The sequence below is a fragment of the Propionivibrio dicarboxylicus genome (assembly GCF_900099695.1).
Classification (GTDB): domain Bacteria; phylum Pseudomonadota; class Gammaproteobacteria; order Burkholderiales; family Rhodocyclaceae; genus Propionivibrio; species Propionivibrio dicarboxylicus.
Genome location: NZ_FNCY01000013.1, coordinates 21,442 through 39,779, shown reverse-complemented (window position 1 = coordinate 39,779; position 18,338 = coordinate 21,442). Strand labels below are relative to the sequence as shown.

The following is an 18,338-nucleotide window of genomic DNA, read 5'->3' as shown; positions in this document are numbered from 1 at the left end:
TTCATCGCGCAAAAACAGGTGCTTAGGGAAACCCGGGTGGGCTCTTTCGCTGGGTGAGTGTTGCGCCGGTGTCGGTGGTCCGTTCCTTGCAGGGAGTTTGTCATCAAGACCATGTATAGCAAGGGGAGCGATCAGATGAAACTCACGCGACGTTCATTCATACAGCTTTCGGCGGCGACGACCTGGCTGCTGGCCGCCGGATGCTCCACCGGGCCGGTCAAGCCGGCTTCAGCCGCTTTGATCCCGCGCAAGTCGAACGGCGGCAGCCCGGCCAAAGGCGAGTGGATCGCCAGCACCTGCCAGGGCTGTACGCAGTGGTGCGCCATCCAGATTTACGTGCAGGACGGTCGCGGCGTGCGCGTTCGCGGCAATCCGCTTTCCAAGACCAATCACGGGTACTGCTGTCCGCGCGGCCACCTGATCACCCAGCAGGTTTACGATCCCGACCGCATCAAGGTGCCGATGAAGCGGACCAATCCGCAGAAGGGGCGCGGCGTCGATCCCAAGTTCGTTCCGATCAGCTGGGACGAAGCGCTCGACACCGTTGCCGAGAAGATGATGGAATTGCGGCGGGCCAACGAAACGCACAAGCTCCTGTACATGCGCGGCCGCTATTCGTCGACGTCCACGGAATTGCTCTACGGCACGCTGCCCAAGGTGTTCGGCACGGGCAACTATTTCTCGCACAGCGCGCTGTGCGCCGAGGCCGAAAAGATGGGGCCGGGGCTGACCCAGGGGTTCTTCGGCTATCGCGATTACGATCTGCCGAAGACCCAGTGCCTGGTGCTCTGGGGGACCGATCCGCTGGCCTCCAACCGGATGGTGCCGAACACCATCCACTACTTCCATGAGATTCTGGCGCGCGGCAGCGTCATTGCGGTCGATCCGCGCCTGTCCAACGTCGCGGCGAAGGCGCACGAATGGTTGCCGATCAAGCCCGGGGCGGACGGCGCGCTGGCCTGCGCCATCGCCCACGTCCTGCTGACCGAGGGACTGTGGAACAAGGAATTCGTCGGCGACTTCAAGAGCTTCTGGGGCGGTTTCAAGGCCGGGCAGACGGTCGGCGAAGACGAGTTCGTGGAAAAGGAGACCTTCGGCCTGATCAAGTGGTGGAACCTGGAACTCAAGGATCGCACGCCGGCCTGGGCGGAAAAGGAAACGTTGATTCCCGCCGAACAAATCGTTCGCGTGGCGAAAATGATGGGCAAGGCCGCGCCGAAAACGGCCGTCTGGATGGGGCCGGGCGCCGCCATGACGCCGCGCGGAACCTATTCGGCAATGGCCGTTCATGCGCTCAACGGCATTCTCGGGTCGATCGATGTCGAAGGCGGCGTCTGGCAGTCGAGCAGTGCGCCGGTCACCGCTTTCCCCAAGGCCGACGCCTACGTCGATGATCTGGCGAAAACCGCCAGCAAGGGCAAGAAACTCGACGGCCGGGGCGCCAAAGACATGCCGGCGATGATGAATGCGCAACCGGGCAGCGGCGTGGTGACCAACAATGTCGCCAACGGCCTCTTGAAAGATCCCGGCGCGGTCAAGGTCTTCCTGTCGTCGTGGTCGAACTTCAATTTCTCGGCGACCGGCGCATTGCGCTGGGATGCCGTGATGGCCAAGGTGCCGTTCTTCGTCCACATGGTCACCAATGCCTCGGAAATGACGCAGTTCGCCGATATCGTGTTGCCGGCGACCTTCAACGCCGCCGAAGGATGGTCGGTGGTCTCCAATATGGGCAATGGCCATGGCTATGTCTCGATCCAGCAAGGCGCGGTGAAGCGGCTGTGGGACGTCAAGCAGGAAGAATCCGAAGTCATGTGGCTGCTCGCCGAGAAGCTCAAGCAGAAGGGCTTTTCGAATCTCTTCGACTACTACTCGAAAGAGTTCAAGGATCCCGAAACCGGGAAGACGGCGACCAGCGCGCTGGAGTTCGCGATCATCACGACGAAGATCAGCAGTTCGGCAATCTGGAAGCCAAAAGAGCCGTTGAAGGGCGATGCCCCGATCAAGAGCTGGGATGATTTCCGTGCCAAGGGCATGTTCAGCGGACCGAAGTACAGCCTGAAAAAAGGCTGGGGCGGCAAGTTCGCCACGGCCACGAAGAAATTCGAGTTCTACAGCGAGACGGCCAAGAAGGGTTTGCTTGCGCATGCCAAGAAATATGAAACGACGGTCGATGACATTCTCACCGTCTCGGGCTATGTGGCGCGCGGCGATCTCGCTTTCGTGCCGCACTACGAACCGCCGAAGCGCAATGGCAGCGTGTCGGAGTATCCGTTCGACTTCATCGACTACAAGTCGCGGCTCAACCGCGAGGGGCGCTCGGCCAACACTGCCTGGTATCAGGAATTCAAGAAGGTCGATCCGGGCGATGTGTCGTGGGACGACGTGCTGAAGATGCATCCGTCGGATGGCGCGAAACTGGGGCTCAAGTCGGGCGACAGGGTCAAGATCACGTCGCCGGCGGGCAGCATCGTCACCCGGCTCAAGCTCTGGGAGGGCGTGCGTCCGGGCACCGTCACCAAGTGTTATGGACAGGGGCACTGGGCGTATGGTCGCGTCGCCGCCAAGGACTACGGCAAGGCGCCTCGCGGCGGAAACAACAACGAAATCCTGGTGGATGACTACGACCGGCTGAGCGGCGCTACCGCGCGCAACGGCGGATTCACCGGCGTCCGTGTCGAAAAAGTCGCTGCCTGAGCGGCGCGCTGAAGGAGAACGATATGAAATTCGGAATGGTTATCGACCTGCAGCGTTGCGTGGGTTGCAGTGCCTGCGCCCTGGCGTGCAAGGCGGAAAACAATACGCGGGATCGTGACGAGGAGAACGGCCAGAGCTTCAACTGGGCTGATTTCATCATGCGGACGGAAGGAAAATTCCCGAACACGACGCATTGGGTGATGCCGGTCCTGTGCAATCACTGCGCCGATGCGGCCTGCGTCGAGGCGTGTCCGGTCAAGCCCAATAAGGCCATGTACAAGACGCCCGAAGGCATCACGATGCACGATCCGTCCCTGTGCATCGGCTGCCGGGAATGCCAGGAAGCCTGTCCCTACAGTGTCGAGGAATTGGGCGCGGCCAGCTTCAACGGCGAGGCGTATAGCGTCATCAGCTACAACAACCGGTATGGCAAGACGCAGCCGAAGTGGGAGGACGCGACACCCATGCTGGCCGGTGTGACGGCTTCCGGCGTCGAAACGGCGCAGAAGGCCGGGGTGCCGGTGCCGTCGATGAATGCGTTCGAATCGAAAGACGTCGGGCCGCTGCGCAAGCAGCGTATCGTCGAAAAATGCACCTTCTGTGCCCACCGTACCCTGAACGGGCTGCAGCCGGCCTGTGTGGAGGCGTGTCCGGCGGAGGCGAGAATCTTCGGTGATCTCGACGATCCCAATTCAAACGTCTCGAAGCGCTTGTCGGCGACGAAGAGTTTTGTCCTGAAGCCCGAGGCCGGAACGAGGCCGAGCGTCTATTATGTCGGGAAGTACAGTCCGCGCCTGTAAGTCAGGCGATGCATCATTGGGCGAGGGTTCCTCGCCCTTTTTTTGGGGGCCTGAATGTCAGATAGCGATTTCCAGTCCGTGGTTGCGAAAGCAGACCTGTGCCGTCTTCTCTCGGCCTGTTACTACGAGCCTGGCCCTGAGTTCGTTGAGGAAAGGCTTTTCGATGCCTTGCGGATGGCCGCCGAGTCGCTCGATCCGGCCCTGGCGGCGCAGGCGATGCAGCTCAAGCGGTCGTTCGAGAGCGAGCGCATCGACAGCCTGCTCGTCGACTACGCGAAATTGTTTCTGGGGCCGGGACACACGCTCGCGCCGCCCTATGAATCGGCCTGGCGCGACAAGAACAGCGACGATCCCATGGATTCGGTCCAGGCGCTGATCGAACTGTATGACGATGGCGGTTTCGTCGTCGATCCGGACTTCCGTGACTTGCCCGACCACCTCGCGGTCGAGCTGGAGTTCCTCTATACGCTGTTCTTCCAGGAAGCGGCGGCACGGCAAAACGGCGACGCGAAAATGCAAGCGCACGCGCAGGCGCTGCAATGGTCGCTTCAGACGCGGCATACCGATGCCTGGCTCGGCGCCTTCGTCGACGCGTTACGGCAAAACGCCCAATGCAGCTTCTATCGCGATCTCGCGGCGATGACCGCCGCGTTCATGCGAAAGGCCGGCGAAGACCTGCGTGCGCGCCAGTCGTCCGTCGTATTGCCCTAGAACCAGCCCTCCACTTTTTCCCGGCTCGGTACGCCGCCGGCATGAACGACGACGCCGTCGATGACGACGCCCGGCGTCGACATGACGCCGTAAGCGGCGATCGACGGGAAGTCCTCGACCTTGCCCAGGGTGACGGCAACGCCTTTCTCCTTGGCGACGGCCTCGACGAGGGCGTAAGTGTTACGACAGTTGGCACAGCCGGTGCCGAGAATCTTGACGTCTTTCATCCTGAAAATCTCCTCAATAAATTGAAATTCTAACTGCTCAGTTTGGCGTGGATTCCGCCGATCTGGCGTTGCAGCATGCCGACGATGTCGGGTTCATATTCCGCCATCGGCCTGACCGGAACCAGGTCGAGCGCCTTGTCTCTCGGCACGTCGCTCGCGAACAGCGTGTCCACGGTACCGATCAGCATGGCGTGCATGGCCGCGCGTGCTGCCGATGCGTCCAGGCCGAAGCTCTTCGCCTGCCGTTCGACTTCGGCAAACTGGAAGCCGAAATAGGTCGGCCCCATGGCGCTGATGACGGCATACGTTTCGAGCAGCCGCTCATCGACTTCCGGACTTTGTCCGAGCGGCTTCAACAAGGCCAGCAGATCGTCGCGTGCGGGACCCGGCAATTCCGGTGCGAAGGAAACCGGGTTATAGCCTTCGCCAATAATGCTCGGCGCATTCGGGTTCATTCGCGCCAGGCGCTTGAAACCGGCAAGCTTCTCCTGCAAGGCCGCCAGTTTGATCTTCGGCGCCAGCGAACAGAAGACGGCCGTCGGCTTGAGCGCACCGGCGATCAGCGGAAGCACCTCGTTCAGCGCCGGCGGATGCAAGGCGCCGAAAACGAGATCGGCCTGAGCGGCCTCGTCCAGCGTCGCCGCGATGACCTCTGCATAGTCCGCCTGCAGTGCGGCGACGGCGTCCGGATTGGCGTCGACGACAAGAATCCTTGACGGCAGCGCGTCGGCACGTTGCCAGCCGCCGAGCATGATGCGGGCGATTCGCCCGGCACCGATGAAACTCACTGAATTGAACATTTGAGCTCCTTGTTATAGGTCAGAAAATTGCGTTGAACACATAACCCACCATCAGGATGCCGGTGGCCACGACGCCGGCGAAGACGGCGATCAGGCGCGGCTTCAAGACCTTGCGCAGGATGATCATCTCGGGCGCCGAGAGCGCGATCACCGCCATCATGAAGGCCAGCACCGTGCCGAGCGCGGCGCCCTTGCCGATCAGCGCCTCGACTACGGGAATGATGCCTGCGGCATTGGAGTACATCGGCACGCCGAGCACGACGGCGGCGGGGACGGCCCACCAGACATCGCGTCCCATGAAGCTGGCCATCAGGTCTTCGGGGACATAGCCGTGAATGGCCGCGCCGAGTCCGATGCCGAGCAGGATGTAGGGCCAGACCTTGCCGACGATTTGTTTGACGTGCGCCCAACCGGCTTCGAAGCGTTCGACCCAGCTCATCGAGAAGGTGCTGGCGGGCAGGTCGGCCCCCGACTGTAGCTTCTGCACCCAGTCTTCGAGGTGCTTTTCCATCTTGAGCGCGCCGATGACCAGGCCGGAAACGATGGCGACCAGCAGCCCCAGGCCGAGATACAGGCCGGCGACTTTCCAGCCGAACATCCCGAACAGCAGCACCAGCGCGACTTCGTTCACCATCGGCGCCGAGATCAGGAACGAGAAGGTCACGCCGAGCGGGACGCCGGCCGACAGGAAGCCGATGAATAGCGGCACGGCCGAGCAGGAGCAGAACGGCGTGACGATGCCGAGCGTCGCCGCCAGCACGTTGCCAAGGCCGAGTCGCTTGCCCGAGAGCAGCGCACGGGTGCGCTCCGGGACAAAGAAGGTCTGGACGATGCCCATGACGAAGACGACGCCGACCAGCAGCATCAGTACCTTGGGCGTGTCATAGCTGAAGAAGTGGATCGCCTCGCCGAGTCGCGTCTCGCGACTGAGTCCCAGCATGCCGATCAGCGCATCGGCGAAGTCGGTCAGGTGGCTGTAGATGGCGAACCAGGCGCCGGTGGCGATGGCAATCATCGCCAGCCAGCCATTGAGGCCGGGCTTCGCCTTGTGGGCATTCGTCATCGAATCTGTGAGCATTTCAGTCTCCGGATAGTGTGTCGGTTTGCAGAGGTAGACGAATCAGGTGGAAAAAGGATGCAGCCTGAACGGATTGAGTGCTCCGTTCAGGCCGGGGCTGGGGTTCAGACCTTCGGCGTTTCGCCCAGCGGCGGTCGCGGAACGAAGCAGCAGATTTTTCCGTGTTCGTCGAATTTGACCTGGCAGGCATCGACCATGCGTGACTGCAAGCGACGCCGTGCGCGTTGCACCCTCGATTTCGCCGCCGGCAGGGAGATTCCGGCACGGTCGGCGAATTCCTGCTGGGTGACGCCAGAGAGGTCGCATAGGACGATGGCTTCGCGATCCTCGGCAGTCAATTCCGACAGGACTCTCGGCAAGCACTGGGTCAGCGCATCCACGGTGTCCATCGAAGACTCGGTGGCGGCGAGCAGGTCGTCGGGCAAGGGTACCTGCTCGCGCGTGAGTCGGAGCCGGTCGATCAGCATGTTGCGGGCCACTTGAAACAGCCATGCACGCGGATTGTCGATCGTGCAAAACGACCGACCCAGCAGCAGGGCTTTCAGGAAGACATCCTGCAGGAGATCATCGGTCTCTGCCTTGTCGGCAATGCGACGACTCAGAAAACTCCTGATCTCGGTCCTGTGGGTGTGCCAGGCCCGATTAAGGCAGGTAAAGGCGGAAGTTGCGTCCATATCCCATTCTGTCACAAGGCCCGGCGTCCGGTTAATGACAGCCGCAACCCGCCGATGCACAGGCCTCAGCTGGTCTGCCCAGCGTTTCGATGACCTTCTTGTCCATGGCGGAAGCGGCGCCGCGCCCGACCTGCTTGCCGACATCGACGGCAATCCGGATGTCTTCCTCCCTGACACCCAGCCGTCTTGCGGCAGAAACGTGGTAGTCGAGGCAGGGCTGGCAATGGGCGGTCACCGATGCGCCAATCGCAATCAGTTCTTTGGTGGCTTCATCTAACATTGTGGTGATTCCTTTCGTCAATCACGTTCGGGGAGCGAGAACAAACAGCTTCTCAGTGCTTGTACCGGCGAGGTACTTCCCTTGGACGAAATCGCCACGCAAAAGGATACAGCGCGCGTCTCATTCGGCAGCCTTCGGTGTGCAGCGGCAAACGCCATCGGCTTCAACCGCGAGATCGCAGTGGGTTTCGAGGAGGGTTTTCATGGCGCGACGCGCACGATGCAGCCGGATCTTGGCGTTTCCCGTGGAAACACCGGTGTTCCGCGCGATCTCGGCGGCCGTCAGGTCATGGATGTCGGCATGGACGAGCGCCTCGTGCTGCTCGGGCGGCAGCGTTGTCAGCAGATTCCGCACGCATTGGCTCATCTCCCGTTGTTCCTGCGGCGCCTGTCCCGCATCGGCGGCATGCTCCAGGGACTCGATTCCGTCTTCCAGCGAGACCTCGGGATGACGCATCTGTCGGCGCAGCAAGTCATAGGCGAGATTGACGGCGATACGGTGCAGCCATGTGCCGGCATCCGCTTCTTCCCGGAAGCTTGCGACCGATGACAGCGCCTTCGTCAAAGTCTCGTCGGCCAGTTCCTCGGCTTCCTCTCGTCTCACCAGGCGGGACAGGACTGCGACCAGCTTCACGCGATGGCGGCCGTAATGCTGGAGCAGCGCTTCCGGAGTCATTGGAGCCACTTGGCCAGGCAGCGCGCGCTGGCGGGGCACAGCCCCTGGAACTGGGGGTGGGTGCGCACGCCTTCCGGCGCCGATTCACGGGCGATGTCCGCATAACCGAGGCGCAGCAAATAGTCGCGGGCGGTGGTCGTCAGCAGGTACAGCCGTTCGATGCCAATGTTCTGGGCCGCCGATTCGCACGCGGTGACCAGCTGTTCGCCGAATCTCCGGCCACGCAGCGCGGGATCGACCGCCAGCGAGCGAAGCAGGCCGTCGCTGCCGAAGATCTCGATGCCGCAGACCCCGACGATTCGCGTGCCCGATACGAGCACCCTGAAGGTGCGCAGGCTCGCTTCGGTGAGATCCTCGCCGGGCAACTGGCAACGCGACAGCAGCGACCTGATCGCCTCCAGATCGTCGGCAGAGGCCTGGCGCAGCGTCGGTGTGTCCGTGTCGCTGCAGCAGCACGTGCACGCGCCGGGTTTGACTGCTTCGATCGTGGCGGAAACGACGTAATCGGTGATGGGCTTGTCCGGCGCCCAGTCGCGAATGAAGGACTTGCTTTCATCTTTCGGACGGATGCGAATCTGCTCGAAACCGCCTGCGCCGAGCATTGCCTCGATGTCGGCAATCGAAGACGCGCCGGCCATGCAGCCCGCCAGCAGGGTCGGGTCATTGCGGATGTCATCGGGCAGGTCGGCGAAGGCGACGACGTCGGAGACGGCCAGCCGGCCGCCCGGTTTCAGGACGCGGAAAGCATCGGCGAATACCTGCGCCTTGTGCGGCGACAGGTTGATGACGCAGTTGGAGATAATGACATCGACACACCCGTCGGCGACCGGCAGGTGTTCGATTTCGCCAAGCCGGAATTCGACGTTTGCGTAGCCGCCTTTCTCGGCGTTCCCGCGCGCCTTGGTGATCATTGCTGGCGTCATGTCGATGCCGATGACGTGGCCCGTTGCACCGACCTCCCGTGCCGCGAGAAAGCAGTCGAAACCGCCGCCGCTGCCGAGGTCGAGCACGGTCTCGCCGGGCTTGAGATCGGCGATCGCCAGCGGCGTGCCGCAACCGAGGCCCATGTTGGCGCCGTCGGGGACAGCGGCGGTGTCGGCCGCCGCGTAGCCGACGCTCTGCGACGTCGCCGCCGAGTCGTTGTCCGGGCCGCCGCAGCAGGAGGGCGCGCAGCCGCAGCAGGAGGGCGCGCAGCCGCAGCCTTCGTTTTCGGCGATATGCGTGTAGCGTTGGCGCACGGTCTGGCGAATCGCGTCGTGCTGGACGGCACTCATTTCATTCTCCTTGTCTGTTCAGGCCGTCGGCCGTTCGTACCAGGCGCGGCTGCGATTGACCACGTTTACCACCAGCAGCATGACCGGCACTTCGATGAGCACGCCGACGACGGTGGCGAGTGCCGCGCCCGACTCGAAACCGAACAGGCTGATGGCGGCGGCGACGGCCAGTTCGAAGAAATTGGAGGCGCCGATCAGGGCCGAGGGGCAGGCCACCGAATGCTTTTCGCCGAGGACGCGGTTGAGCCAATACGCCAGGCTGGCGTTGAAAAAGACCTGGATCAGGATCGGCACCGCCAGCAGGGCAATGACGAGCGGCTGGGCGATGATGGCCCTGCCCTGGAAGGCGAAGAGCAGCACGAGGGTGAGCAGGAGCGCCGAGATCGACCACGGTCCGATCTTCGCCATGGCCGCGTCGAAAGCGGCCTGGCCGTGCCGGAGCAGCGACTTCCGCCAGAGCTGGGCGAGAATCACCGGAATGACGATGTAGAGCACGACCGAGGTGAAGAGCGTGTCCCAGGGCACCGTGATGGCCGAGATGCCGAGCAGGAAGGCGACCAGCGGCGCAAAGGCGATGACCATGATCGTGTCATTGAGTGCGACTTGCGACAGCGTGAAGAGCGGGTCGCCGTTGGACAGGCGGCTCCAGACGAAGACCATGGCGGTGCAGGGCGCCGCGGCGAGCAGGATCAGGCCGGCGATGTAGCTGTCGAGCTGTTCTTGCGGCAGGTAGGGGGCGAAGATCTGGCGCACGAAGAGCCAGCCGAGGAATGCCATCGAGAAGGGCTTCACCAGCCAGTTGATGAAGAGCGTGACGCCGATGCCGCGTCCATGCTGTCGTACTTCGTGCAGGGCGCCGAAATCGACCTTGACCAGCATCGGGATGATCATGACCCAGATCAGGATGCCGACCGGCAGATTCACCTGGGCGACTTCCAGCCGGCCGATCGACTGGAACAGCGTGGGGAACCACTGGCCGAGCACGACGCCGGCGATGATGCAGAGAAAGACCCAGACGGTCAGGAAGCGCTCGAAGACGCTCATCGGCGCCGGCGTTGCGCTCTTGCCGGAGATTTCACACTGGACGCTCATTGGCAGGCCTCATGGATCGATCGGGCGGCCGCCGCAATCGCTTCGGCCGGCAGGTGTTCAAGGTCCAGGGCCAGGAAGGCGGCGATTCGCTTTTCCAGCGCCTGGTAGGCGTTTTCGAAGGCGACGCGGCGTGCCGCCAGCGGCTCGACATGCGCCGGATCGTCGATGCCCCAGTGCGCGGTGACCGGGTGGCCCGGCCAGACGGGGCAGGCTTCGCCGGCAGCGCTGGCGCAGACGGTGAAGATGAAATCGATCCGTGGCGCGCCGTCGCCGGCGAATTCGTCCCAGGACTTGCTGCGCAGGTCGGCCGGGCGCGGGATGCCGTGTTTGTCCAGCGTTTCGATGGCCACCGGGTTGACCGCGCCCGAAGGCCGGCTGCCGGCCGAAAAGGCGCGGATGCGGCCTTTGCCCAGGTGGTTGAAGAGCGACTCGCCGAGGATCGAGCGGGCCGAATTGCCGGTGCACAGCACCAGCGCGTTGAAAGGCGGCTTCAGGTTCATTGGTCGGTGTTGGGGGTGGCGCAGCGTTGAAGCTCTCCGCCGCAGCAGTCTTCGAGGAGGAAATCGGTGAGGCGGTTGAAGGCGGCCATGTCGGCCCGGTAACGGATGAAGCGGCCTTCCTGGACGGTCGAGACGAGGCCCGATTGCGCCAGCGTCTTGAGATGAAACGACAGCGTCGGCAGCGGAATGTCGAGGTGTTCGGCGATCACCCCCGGATTCAGGCCGTCCGGACCGTTCTGGACGAGCAGGCGAAAGACCGCCAGGCGGCTTTCCTGGGCGAGGGCGGACAAGGCGGTGACAGCGGTTTTGTTTTCCATAGTTCCAATATTATGAAAATATAGCAGGTCGTGCAAGACCCTGTGTGGCAGGGGGAATGCGCAGGTGATGCTTGCGTGGGCGCGTGCCGGATGTTCCCGACCGCGCGCTGGAGAATATGGCGCTCATCCCGAATGGCGGCGCCGTTCGACCTGTGTGGCCGTTCTGCGCTGACCCCGATGCGGGCGGCACGCTGTCTTTCGCCTGCCGTTTGGCGACGAGAGGCAGCAAACGGCAGATCCGACAGGAGGACTGGTAAGATTCACCCTTCCTCGCTGCCCAAAACCGATGCAATGTCCCCGAAAACGCTGCCCAAGTATCTCGCCGCTTACCCGCCGGCGCTCGTCAAGCAGGTGCATCAGTTAATTGAGCAAGGTCGGCTGGCGGAGATCCTGCTGCAGAAATATCCAAGCGCCCACGGGGTACGTACCGACAAGGCGCTGTATGACTACGTTTCGGAAATCAAGAACACCTACCTGCGCAATGTCGGGCAACTGAGCAAGGTGATGTTCGATAGCCGCTTGCAGGTGATCCGGCAGGCATTGGGAACGCACACCAGCATTTCCCGGGTGCAGGGTTCCAAACTGCAGGCAAAACGTGAAATCCGGATTGCGTCGGTCTTCAGGGATATGCCGATCGAATTTCTACGCATGATCGCGGTGCACGAGCTGGCGCACATGAAGGAGCGGGCGCATGACAAGGCCTTTTATCAACTTTGCCGGCATATGGAGCCCGACTACCATCAGATCGAGTTCGATCTGCGCACCTGTCTGAGCTACATGGAAATCACCGGTCAGTCCCTCTGGACTGCGCCTGACCCGCTCCCACAAGACTTGCCGGAGAGGCGCATGTCATGAATTCCCGGCGTCAGATGTCGGAGAAAAACAGCACAGTATGGCGTCCCGCGCGCTTGGCTGCGTACATGGCCGCGTCAGCCTGTCGGAAAAGTTCTTCCCGGCTGAATTCATGAGAAGTGAATAGGGTGCCACCAATACTGGCGGAGCATTGATATTCGATGATTTGCTCACGACCATCCCCGTCTGTTGCGTGCAATAGGTAGGGATGCGATACCAGGGAAAGAATTTTCAGGGCGACCGTACCGGCTGCATTACGCGACTCGTCCCGGCTGGAAAACAGTTCGCTGATCAGCACGACAAATTCATCGCCACCGAATCTCGCTACCGTATCTATCGCGCGTATACCGCCGCGCAGACGGTTCGCCACCTCGATCAACAGGAGATCCCCGACCGGATGGCCATACGTGTCGTTGAGCGGCTTGAAATTATCCAGGTCGATAAACAGCAGGCAGCAATGGACATTCTTGCGCTTGCTCGATTCCATGGCCATCGCAAGACGATCGACGAGGAGTCTTCGGTTGGGTAACTGCGTCAGGGTGTCGATGAAGGCAAGCTGGCGAATGCTCTCTTCCATGCGCTTACGCTCGGTGATATCTCTCGCCGTGGCCTGGAGCGTTGCCCCGCCTTCAATCGTGACGGTGTTCAGGTGGATCTCGACAGTGAAGAGCTCGCCGTTATCGACGCGCCGGCTCACCCATTCAAAGTCATGGTGGCCGCATTCGAAAACGCGTGCCAAATGCTGCTGTACGAGTGTCGACGATTCCTTGCCGCAAGGCTGGCGCGGCGGCGATAATGCCACCAGGTTATATGTGCAGAATTCTTCTTCTGTCTGACATCCAAACATGCGCAGCGTCGACGCATTGCACGCGAAAAACCGCTCCTGGCTGAGGAGCATCACGGCGTCGGAAGTCGCCTCGTAGATGAGTCGATACTTGGCTTCCGAACGTGCAAGCAAGCGTTGATCCTCCTGGCGCAAACGCATCTCGTCATCAAGGTCTTCCTGCAAGCGTTGCGCGGCCAGCAAGACGAAGAGAATCGAACTCACTACCGTAACGATCAGCGCAACGATAAAGAACTGACCGATCTGCCATGCCCCGGTAAAGAGATCGACGGTGCGAGTGTCGAGGATGTAGCTGAGCTTGATGATGTTCGAACATGCCTCGATCATCAGCGCTGCCGCCAGGATTCGGAAGGTGGTTTTCCGCTTCGACCCGGAAAATCTCAGGCAGGCTAGTACCGCGTACAGCTCGAAAGTGACCGATGCCACGGTGTTTACGACGGTTCTGGCGAGAAAATCCGGAGTGGCAAGGGTGTACCAGGCAATTGCCGCGACTGAAATCAGCGTCAGAATTTTTCCTGCCCGCCATGGCGGTTGTTGCTCGGCAGCCAGGCCGATCCCGCCGACGTAAATCATCCAGCCGGTGATGACCAATGCCTGCGCGCATATGATCGAGATGATGTCGGAGACGATGCCGCGAAGACCGATGAGAAGGACGCCGACAGCGAGGAGGCTCGAACCCGCCGCCCACATGGTGAGCGGGGAATACCGCCTGGACACTCGCCACACATGAAACAGGACAACGGCCCGACTGATCAGCACAATCGTGATGACCATCAACAGGGTTCGCGTATCGAGCAGAACAGGCATGGTTTGTCGCGTCGAAATGGCAGTAATGTTAAGTAAGTATAGCCGTCGGAAACGCGGCAGGCCTTGCCGGCGCAATCCGTCGCCGAGTCGCCGCCAATGTCGTGGCGCAAATGTTGAATTCCTTCTTTCGCTTTGTATTGCCTTGGGCGGGGAGAAGAGCGTATACGCACTTGCTGGCGCCTACATCAGCCCGGAGTCCTTGAATCGGGTTTGGAGAACGGGAATGCGTCCCAGCGAATTTCTTGACAACAATGATGCGCATACCTTCTTCAAGCGCCTCGGCAATTCGATCGTTACCGGACCAATCTTGACCAACGTGAGCGGTTTTCGCGCAATTCTGCTTATGTAAGCCTGTTGGCTCAGGCGCTTTCAAGCACGGAGCGGCAGCGTCCAAGGCCGGCGCTGCAACGCCGGTCGAAATGCCTTCTGTTGCAATCCGGGGCCGCTCTATCAATCCTGGATCGTCGTAAACCGCACTTGCGTTCAGGTTGCCGTACCGATCGTGCATCCTTTCGCGGCGGCTTCCAGAACGGCATCGACGACACGCAGATTCTGCAGGCCATCGCGCGCACTGACCAGAGGCTCGCATTCTCCCCGGATGACGGCGGCAAAATGATCGATTTGTTCCGCTAACGGGTCCTTCCGCTGGACTTCAAGCGCGCCGCACTTGAAGGGTTTGTACCAGGAACGATCATCCGCCCGCGAATAATACTTGAGGCGCATCGTCGGGATGGACAAGGAACCGAAGGTGCCGATGACGGTGTAGCAGTCTTCGTCCGGGTAGCTCGGATAGTCCTTGTTCTCCTGGGAGGTTTGCTCCCAGCTCCTGGCGCACGCCGCCGTATCGGAAAGCAGAAACGATCCCAATGCGCCATTGTCGAATTTCAGGTTGATCACGGCGGTGTCTTCGACGTTGAAGCGCCGCGCCGCATTCGAACTGAATGCCTGGACGGCAACGATCTCGCCGACCAAGGCACGCAAATTGCCGATCTCGTGAATGAGATTGAGCAGGATCGGACCCCCGCCCGGTTCCCGGCGCCAGGCGTTGGGGCCATCGTAATAGCCCTCGCTGTCCGGTTTGTAAAACACCGCGCTGCCCATGACGGCGACAATTTGCCCGAGAAGACCCGACTCAATGACCTTGGTCGCCTGGTGCAGAATCGGGCTGTGAAGTCGGTGGTGCCCCACCAGAATCTTGACCTTCGCCGCTTCTGCGGCCTCGCACAGCCGAATGCCGGCGCTCAGCGTATGGGCAAGGGGCTTCTCGACCAAGGTCGGGATGCCCGCCCCGATGCACACCATCGCCTGATCGGCATGCATCTGGTTTGGCGTCGCGAGAACGACGCCATCGGGTTTGTCGGACGCCAGCATGTCCTCGAGCGCCGCGTAGATGCGCACGCCGGCACCGCGCGCGGCCTCGGCGAACCTGGCCGGCGGGCAGGGATCGACAATCGACGCCAGCGCGCAGGCCTCGCTTTTTCGAATTTCCTCGATATGCCGATGACCTATGAGGCCGGCGCCGGCAACCGCAATTCTGACTTTGCTCACTGCCCTTTCTCCGCAATCGTATCGCTGTGCTCCGGCCTGCCTGGCCGGCGCCGGCACCGATCGACCGCCTGGTTTACGTGGATTGCCTGGACATCCCTCTGTCAGGAGAGGTCCATGGCACCCGGCGATGCCATGGACAAACAGGAGGGCATCCTGAAGCGTGCAAAGCCTACTTCTTGCGGCCCTTTTCCAACTCGCCCTGCAACTGCTGGACCAGATCCGCGCCGACGTTCGCGGCAAACTTGTCGATCACCGGCTTGATCTTGGCGCGGATCTTGGCAGTTTCTTCCGGCGGCAAGACACTGACCTGCATGCTCTTCTTGAGGTTGGTCAGCGATTGGTCGGACAGCGCGCGGGCGTTGTCACGCTGCCACTTCGTCGCCTCTTGCATGGCGCCCATCAGGAGGTCCTGCTCGTCCTTGGTCAGGCTGTCCCATTTCTTCTTGCTGGCCAGGACCGATTGCGGATTGTAGATATGGTTGCTGACCGTCAGGAATTTCTGCACTTCGTTGAACTTGCTGGTCTCGATCACCGAGAACGGATTCTCGTGCCCGTCGATGATCTTCTGCTCCATCGCCGTGTACACCTCGGTGATCGGCATCGGGATGGCATTGGCGCCCAGGGCATTGAAGGTCTCGATGTAGATCGGCGACTGGATCACGCGGATCTTGAGGCCGGCGATGTCATCAGCCTTGGCGATCGGACGCTTGCTGTTGGTCAGGTTGCGGAAACCAAGTTCCCAATAGGCGAGGTTAACCAGATTTTTCGCCGGCAGCAGATCGGCCAGTTTCTTGCCGAAGGCGCCGTCGAGAATCGGATCGGCTTCCTTGCCATTCTCGAACATGAACGGGAAGTCGAAAATCGCGAATTCCTTCACCTGCGATTGCAGGATGCCGGAATTCATCGAGGTGAAATCGATCGTTCCGCCCTGGACCGCCGACAGCACCTGCACGTCGCCGCCGAGCAGGCCGTTCGGAAAGACCTTGATCGTCATCTTGCCGCCGCTCTTTTGCTTCACCAGTTCGGCCCACTTTTCCGCGCCCATGACAGAGGGATGACCCGGGGCGCCGGCAATCGAAATTCTGAAGGTGTGCTCGCTGACCTGCGCCTGCACGGTCGAGAAGAGACCAAGGGCACAGAGAGCGATTGCCGTCTTTCCAAGCAGATTGCCAATTCTCATTTCACTTCCTCCTAATCAAGTTAGCCTCTAATCGGAGAGACTTTCCGTACAGAACCATCCGCGCTATTCAGCGGTCATTGCCGGTGTTCGTATTCCCTTAGCCCATCAGCACTCGCATCGGCACCAGGACCAATTCCGGAAACAAGATCAGCAATGTCATCACGACCAGTTGCGCGACCATGAACGGCAGCACCCCGACGATGACGTTGTCCATCGTCACCTTGGTCACGCCGCAGACGACGTTGAGGGTGGTGCCGACCGGCGGCGTCACCAGGCCGATCGCGTTGTTGATGATGAAGACGACGCCGAAATAGATCGGGTCGATGCCGGCGGCGACGATCACCGGCACCAGCACCGGCGTCAGGATCAGAATCGTCGGCGTCATATCCAGGGCGGTGCCGATGATGACGACCAGGATGTTGACCGCAACCATCAGCAGGATCTTGCTGCCCATGAACGGACGCAGGATTTCGACGACTTGCTGGGGAATTTCGGCGATGGCGATCAGCCAGGCGGAGACCAGGGCGGCTGCCACCAGGAACATGACGATCGCCGCCGTCTGGCCGGCCTGCGCCAGCACACCGTACAGTTGCGACCACTTCAGTTCCTTGTAGATGAACATGGCCACGAATAGCGCGTAAGCGGAGCACACGACCCCCGCTTCGGTCGGGGTGAAGATGCCGAATTTCAGGCCGAAGACAAGAATGCCCGGCATCACCAGGGCCCAAAGCCCTTCGCGGATCGCCTTGCCCACTTCTGCGGCCGACGCGCGCGGCGGTACTTCGAAATCGGCATTCCGCGCAATCCACCACCAGGCGATGGTGATCCCGATCGCGATCATCAATCCGGGGACGATTGCCGCCATGAACAACTTGGTAATCGACAGGCCGCCGGTCACGCCGAACAGGATCAGGTTCGGAGAAGGTGGCACCATCGGTCCGATGATGCTGCCCGAGGCGATGAGTCCGGCCGATTTTTCCGGGTTGTAGCCGGACTTGACCATCATCGGAAAGAGCAGCGCCGACATCGCCGCCGCATCGGCCGCCGCCGAGCCGGACAGCGACGCCAGGATGCACGACGCCAGGATGACGACATAGCCCAGACCGCCCCGGATATGCCCGACCAGCGTCATCGCCACATGAATGATTCGCCGCGACAATCCGCCCGCATTCATCGTCGTGCCGGCGAGCATGAAGAACGGAATCGCCATCAGGGGGAAACTGTCCGCCCCGTTGATCAGGTTCTGCGCAATGATCTGCGTGTCGAACATGCTCAGGTGCGCCATGAGGGCGACGCCACAGGCGATCAGGGCGAATGCGATGGGCATGCCGAGGGCCATGGCGCCGAGCAACGAGAAAGTAAAGATGGCGATGGTCATGGCGTCCCCTGCTTCTGGTGTTGATGCGCTGCGAGCGCCTTCGTTTCGCGCTCCATCTCGCGCTGCAATTCCTCCAGCTCGCCTTCTTCGAGGTCTTCCTGGGATTCCTTGACGCCGATAAGCTGGTCTTCCTTCAGTTGCCCGGTCAGCATCAGGTACAGGTCGTGGATCAGGATCAGCGCCGCCGGTAGGCTGAAGAAAAGGCCGACGCCGTAATAGAAGCCCGAGGAGAGCCCGGAGGCCGGCGCCTCGACGCCAAGGTTGATGACGGTCTGTTTCCAGCTGCCGTCGGCGAAGAGATAGACGCAGTAGATCATGATGAGATGGCTCAGCACGAAGCAGATCTTCTTGCCGACCACCGGCAGGCGCGAAACCACCGTATCCATGCCGAGGTGCGAGTGTTCGCGCATGGCGATGACCGCACCGGTGAAGGTGAGCCAGACGAAGCCCCAGCGCGCAAGCTCTTCGGACACGGTAATGCCCGAGTTGAAGCCGTAGCGCAGGATCACGTTCCCCAGCACCAGAACGACCATCGATCCGATGAAGAAAACGACCAGAAACTTCAGTCCCCTGAAGTACAAATCGATGAGATATGCCATACCGCTCC

20 protein-coding genes are annotated in these 18,338 nt (G+C 61.3%); 5 read left to right on the top strand and 15 right to left on the bottom strand.

The window, feature by feature from the left end:
• Positions 1-135: 135 nt before the first annotated feature.
• The 3 genes from BLR25_RS14400 to BLR25_RS14390 are packed head-to-tail and all read left to right on the top strand — an operon-like array spanning position 136 to position 4,205.
• Positions 136-2,694, top strand: a complete 2,559-nt coding sequence (locus BLR25_RS14400; protein ID WP_091938667.1) for a molybdopterin-dependent oxidoreductase — start codon at positions 136-138, stop codon at positions 2,692-2,694.
• Positions 2,695-2,717: 23 nt separating this feature from the next.
• Positions 2,718-3,494: a 4Fe-4S dicluster domain-containing protein gene (locus BLR25_RS14395; RefSeq protein ID WP_091938587.1), complete on the top strand. Its 777-nt coding sequence runs from the start codon at positions 2,718-2,720 to the stop codon at positions 3,492-3,494.
• A 54-nt stretch (positions 3,495-3,548) separates the two neighbouring features.
• Positions 3,549-4,205: a TorD/DmsD family molecular chaperone gene (locus BLR25_RS14390; protein WP_091938586.1), complete on the top strand. Its 657-nt coding sequence runs from the start codon at positions 3,549-3,551 to the stop codon at positions 4,203-4,205.
• Here BLR25_RS14390 and BLR25_RS14385 read toward each other — a convergent pair.
• From BLR25_RS14385 to BLR25_RS14340, 10 genes are all read right to left on the bottom strand, one after another.
• Entirely contained in the window at positions 4,202-4,432 is a 231-nt protein-coding gene (locus tag BLR25_RS14385; RefSeq protein ID WP_091938585.1) for a thioredoxin family protein, read from the bottom strand. The genes BLR25_RS14390 and BLR25_RS14385 overlap by 4 nt on opposite strands.
• 29 nt (positions 4,433-4,461) lie before the next feature.
• Positions 4,462-5,232, bottom strand: a complete 771-nt coding sequence (locus BLR25_RS14380; RefSeq protein ID WP_091938584.1) for a pyrroline-5-carboxylate reductase family protein — start codon at positions 5,230-5,232, stop codon at positions 4,462-4,464.
• 19 nt (positions 5,233-5,251) lie between these two features.
• On the bottom strand, positions 5,252-6,310 hold the full coding sequence (locus tag BLR25_RS14375; protein WP_245715569.1) for a permease: 1,059 nt from the start codon (positions 6,308-6,310) through the stop codon (positions 5,252-5,254).
• A gap of 104 nt (positions 6,311-6,414) precedes the next feature.
• Entirely contained in the window at positions 6,415-6,984 is a 570-nt protein-coding gene (gene sigZ / locus BLR25_RS14370; protein ID WP_091938583.1) for an RNA polymerase sigma factor SigZ, read from the bottom strand.
• Positions 6,985-7,015: 31 nt separating this feature from the next.
• Positions 7,016-7,264, bottom strand: a complete 249-nt coding sequence (locus BLR25_RS14365) for a carboxymuconolactone decarboxylase family protein (RefSeq protein ID WP_091938582.1) — start codon at positions 7,262-7,264, stop codon at positions 7,016-7,018.
• Positions 7,265-7,384: 120 nt separating this feature from the next.
• On the bottom strand, positions 7,385-7,939 hold the full coding sequence (locus tag BLR25_RS14360) for an RNA polymerase sigma factor (protein WP_091938581.1): 555 nt from the start codon (positions 7,937-7,939) through the stop codon (positions 7,385-7,387).
• A complete protein-coding gene (arsN2, locus tag BLR25_RS21790; RefSeq protein ID WP_176785908.1) occupies positions 7,936-9,213 on the bottom strand; it encodes an arsenic resistance N-acetyltransferase ArsN2 in 1,278 nt (425 codons plus the stop codon). The genes BLR25_RS14360 and arsN2 overlap by 4 nt, the downstream gene beginning before the upstream one ends.
• 18 nt (positions 9,214-9,231) lie before the next feature.
• Complete coding sequence (gene arsB / locus BLR25_RS14350) at positions 9,232-10,305, bottom strand: ACR3 family arsenite efflux transporter (protein ID WP_176785907.1); 1,074 nt, start codon at positions 10,303-10,305, stop codon at positions 9,232-9,234.
• Positions 10,302-10,805 (bottom strand): arsenate reductase ArsC, encoded by a 504-nt coding sequence (locus tag BLR25_RS14345; RefSeq protein WP_091938580.1) that lies wholly within the window; start codon positions 10,803-10,805, stop codon positions 10,302-10,304. Before BLR25_RS14345 ends, arsB begins: the two co-directional genes overlap by 4 nt.
• A complete protein-coding gene (locus tag BLR25_RS14340) occupies positions 10,802-11,122 on the bottom strand; it encodes an ArsR/SmtB family transcription factor (RefSeq protein ID WP_091938579.1) in 321 nt (106 codons plus the stop codon). Before BLR25_RS14340 ends, BLR25_RS14345 begins: the two co-directional genes overlap by 4 nt.
• Before the next feature lie 291 nt (positions 11,123-11,413).
• Here BLR25_RS14340 and BLR25_RS14335 point away from each other — a divergent pair, with 291 nt between their 5' ends.
• Positions 11,414-11,977: a YgjP-like metallopeptidase domain-containing protein gene (locus BLR25_RS14335; protein WP_091938578.1), complete on the top strand. Its 564-nt coding sequence runs from the start codon at positions 11,414-11,416 to the stop codon at positions 11,975-11,977.
• Positions 11,978-11,987: 10 nt separating this feature from the next.
• Here the strand turns inward: BLR25_RS14335 and BLR25_RS14330 are convergent, their stop codons facing one another.
• On the bottom strand, positions 11,988-13,625 hold the full coding sequence (locus BLR25_RS14330; RefSeq protein ID WP_091938577.1) for a sensor domain-containing diguanylate cyclase: 1,638 nt from the start codon (positions 13,623-13,625) through the stop codon (positions 11,988-11,990).
• Between BLR25_RS14330 and BLR25_RS14325 the strand changes: the two genes are divergently transcribed.
• Positions 13,585-13,974, top strand: coding sequence for an MOFRL family protein (locus BLR25_RS14325; protein ID WP_091938664.1), 390 nt, complete (start codon positions 13,585-13,587; stop codon positions 13,972-13,974). The two genes, BLR25_RS14330 and BLR25_RS14325, sit on opposite strands and share 41 nt — an antisense overlap.
• Positions 13,975-14,108: 134 nt before the next feature.
• On the opposite strand, the gene BLR25_RS14320 is transcribed toward BLR25_RS14325, so the two are convergent.
• From BLR25_RS14320 to BLR25_RS14305, 4 genes are all read right to left on the bottom strand, one after another.
• Entirely contained in the window at positions 14,109-15,173 is a 1,065-nt protein-coding gene (locus BLR25_RS14320) for a Gfo/Idh/MocA family protein (RefSeq protein WP_091938576.1), read from the bottom strand.
• Positions 15,174-15,342: 169 nt separating this feature from the next.
• On the bottom strand, positions 15,343-16,353 hold the full coding sequence (locus BLR25_RS14315) for a TRAP transporter substrate-binding protein (RefSeq protein WP_091938575.1): 1,011 nt from the start codon (positions 16,351-16,353) through the stop codon (positions 15,343-15,345).
• A gap of 97 nt (positions 16,354-16,450) precedes the next feature.
• Complete coding sequence (locus BLR25_RS14310) at positions 16,451-17,731, bottom strand: TRAP transporter large permease (protein WP_091938574.1); 1,281 nt, start codon at positions 17,729-17,731, stop codon at positions 16,451-16,453.
• Complete coding sequence (locus tag BLR25_RS14305) at positions 17,728-18,330, bottom strand: TRAP transporter small permease (protein WP_091938573.1); 603 nt, start codon at positions 18,328-18,330, stop codon at positions 17,728-17,730. The genes BLR25_RS14310 and BLR25_RS14305 overlap by 4 nt, the downstream gene beginning before the upstream one ends.
• Positions 18,331-18,338: the final 8 nt, after the last annotated feature.

Bases quoted from the DNA above. Each gene is read 5' to 3' on its own strand.
- BLR25_RS14400 (WP_091938667.1), top strand. From the start codon at position 136: ATGAAACTCACGCGACGTTCATTCATACAGCTTTCGGCGGCGACGACC.
- BLR25_RS14395 (WP_091938587.1), top strand. From the start codon at position 2,718: ATGAAATTCGGAATGGTTATCGACCTGCAGCGTTGCGTGGGTTGCAGT.
- BLR25_RS14390 (WP_091938586.1), top strand. From the start codon at position 3,549: ATGTCAGATAGCGATTTCCAGTCCGTGGTTGCGAAAGCAGACCTGTGC.
- BLR25_RS14385 (WP_091938585.1), bottom strand. From the start codon at position 4,432: ATGAAAGACGTCAAGATTCTCGGCACCGGCTGTGCCAACTGTCGTAAC.
- BLR25_RS14380 (WP_091938584.1), bottom strand. From the start codon at position 5,232: ATGTTCAATTCAGTGAGTTTCATCGGTGCCGGGCGAATCGCCCGCATC.
- BLR25_RS14375 (WP_245715569.1), bottom strand. From the start codon at position 6,310: ATGCTCACAGATTCGATGACGAATGCCCACAAGGCGAAGCCCGGCCTC.
- sigZ (WP_091938583.1), bottom strand. From the start codon at position 6,984: ATGGACGCAACTTCCGCCTTTACCTGCCTTAATCGGGCCTGGCACACC.
- BLR25_RS14365 (WP_091938582.1), bottom strand. From the start codon at position 7,264: ATGTTAGATGAAGCCACCAAAGAACTGATTGCGATTGGCGCATCGGTG.
- BLR25_RS14360 (WP_091938581.1), bottom strand. From the start codon at position 7,939: ATGACTCCGGAAGCGCTGCTCCAGCATTACGGCCGCCATCGCGTGAAG.
- arsN2 (WP_176785908.1), bottom strand. From the start codon at position 9,213: ATGAGTGCCGTCCAGCACGACGCGATTCGCCAGACCGTGCGCCAACGC.
- arsB (WP_176785907.1), bottom strand. From the start codon at position 10,305: ATGAGCGTCCAGTGTGAAATCTCCGGCAAGAGCGCAACGCCGGCGCCG.
- BLR25_RS14345 (WP_091938580.1), bottom strand. From the start codon at position 10,805: ATGAACCTGAAGCCGCCTTTCAACGCGCTGGTGCTGTGCACCGGCAAT.
- BLR25_RS14340 (WP_091938579.1), bottom strand. From the start codon at position 11,122: ATGGAAAACAAAACCGCTGTCACCGCCTTGTCCGCCCTCGCCCAGGAA.
- BLR25_RS14335 (WP_091938578.1), top strand. From the start codon at position 11,414: ATGTCCCCGAAAACGCTGCCCAAGTATCTCGCCGCTTACCCGCCGGCG.
- BLR25_RS14325 (WP_091938664.1), top strand. From the start codon at position 13,585: ATGACCATCAACAGGGTTCGCGTATCGAGCAGAACAGGCATGGTTTGT.
- BLR25_RS14330 (WP_091938577.1), bottom strand. From the start codon at position 13,625: ATGCCTGTTCTGCTCGATACGCGAACCCTGTTGATGGTCATCACGATT.
- BLR25_RS14315 (WP_091938575.1), bottom strand. From the start codon at position 16,353: ATGAGAATTGGCAATCTGCTTGGAAAGACGGCAATCGCTCTCTGTGCC.
- BLR25_RS14310 (WP_091938574.1), bottom strand. From the start codon at position 17,731: ATGACCATCGCCATCTTTACTTTCTCGTTGCTCGGCGCCATGGCCCTC.
- BLR25_RS14305 (WP_091938573.1), bottom strand. From the start codon at position 18,330: ATGGCATATCTCATCGATTTGTACTTCAGGGGACTGAAGTTTCTGGTC.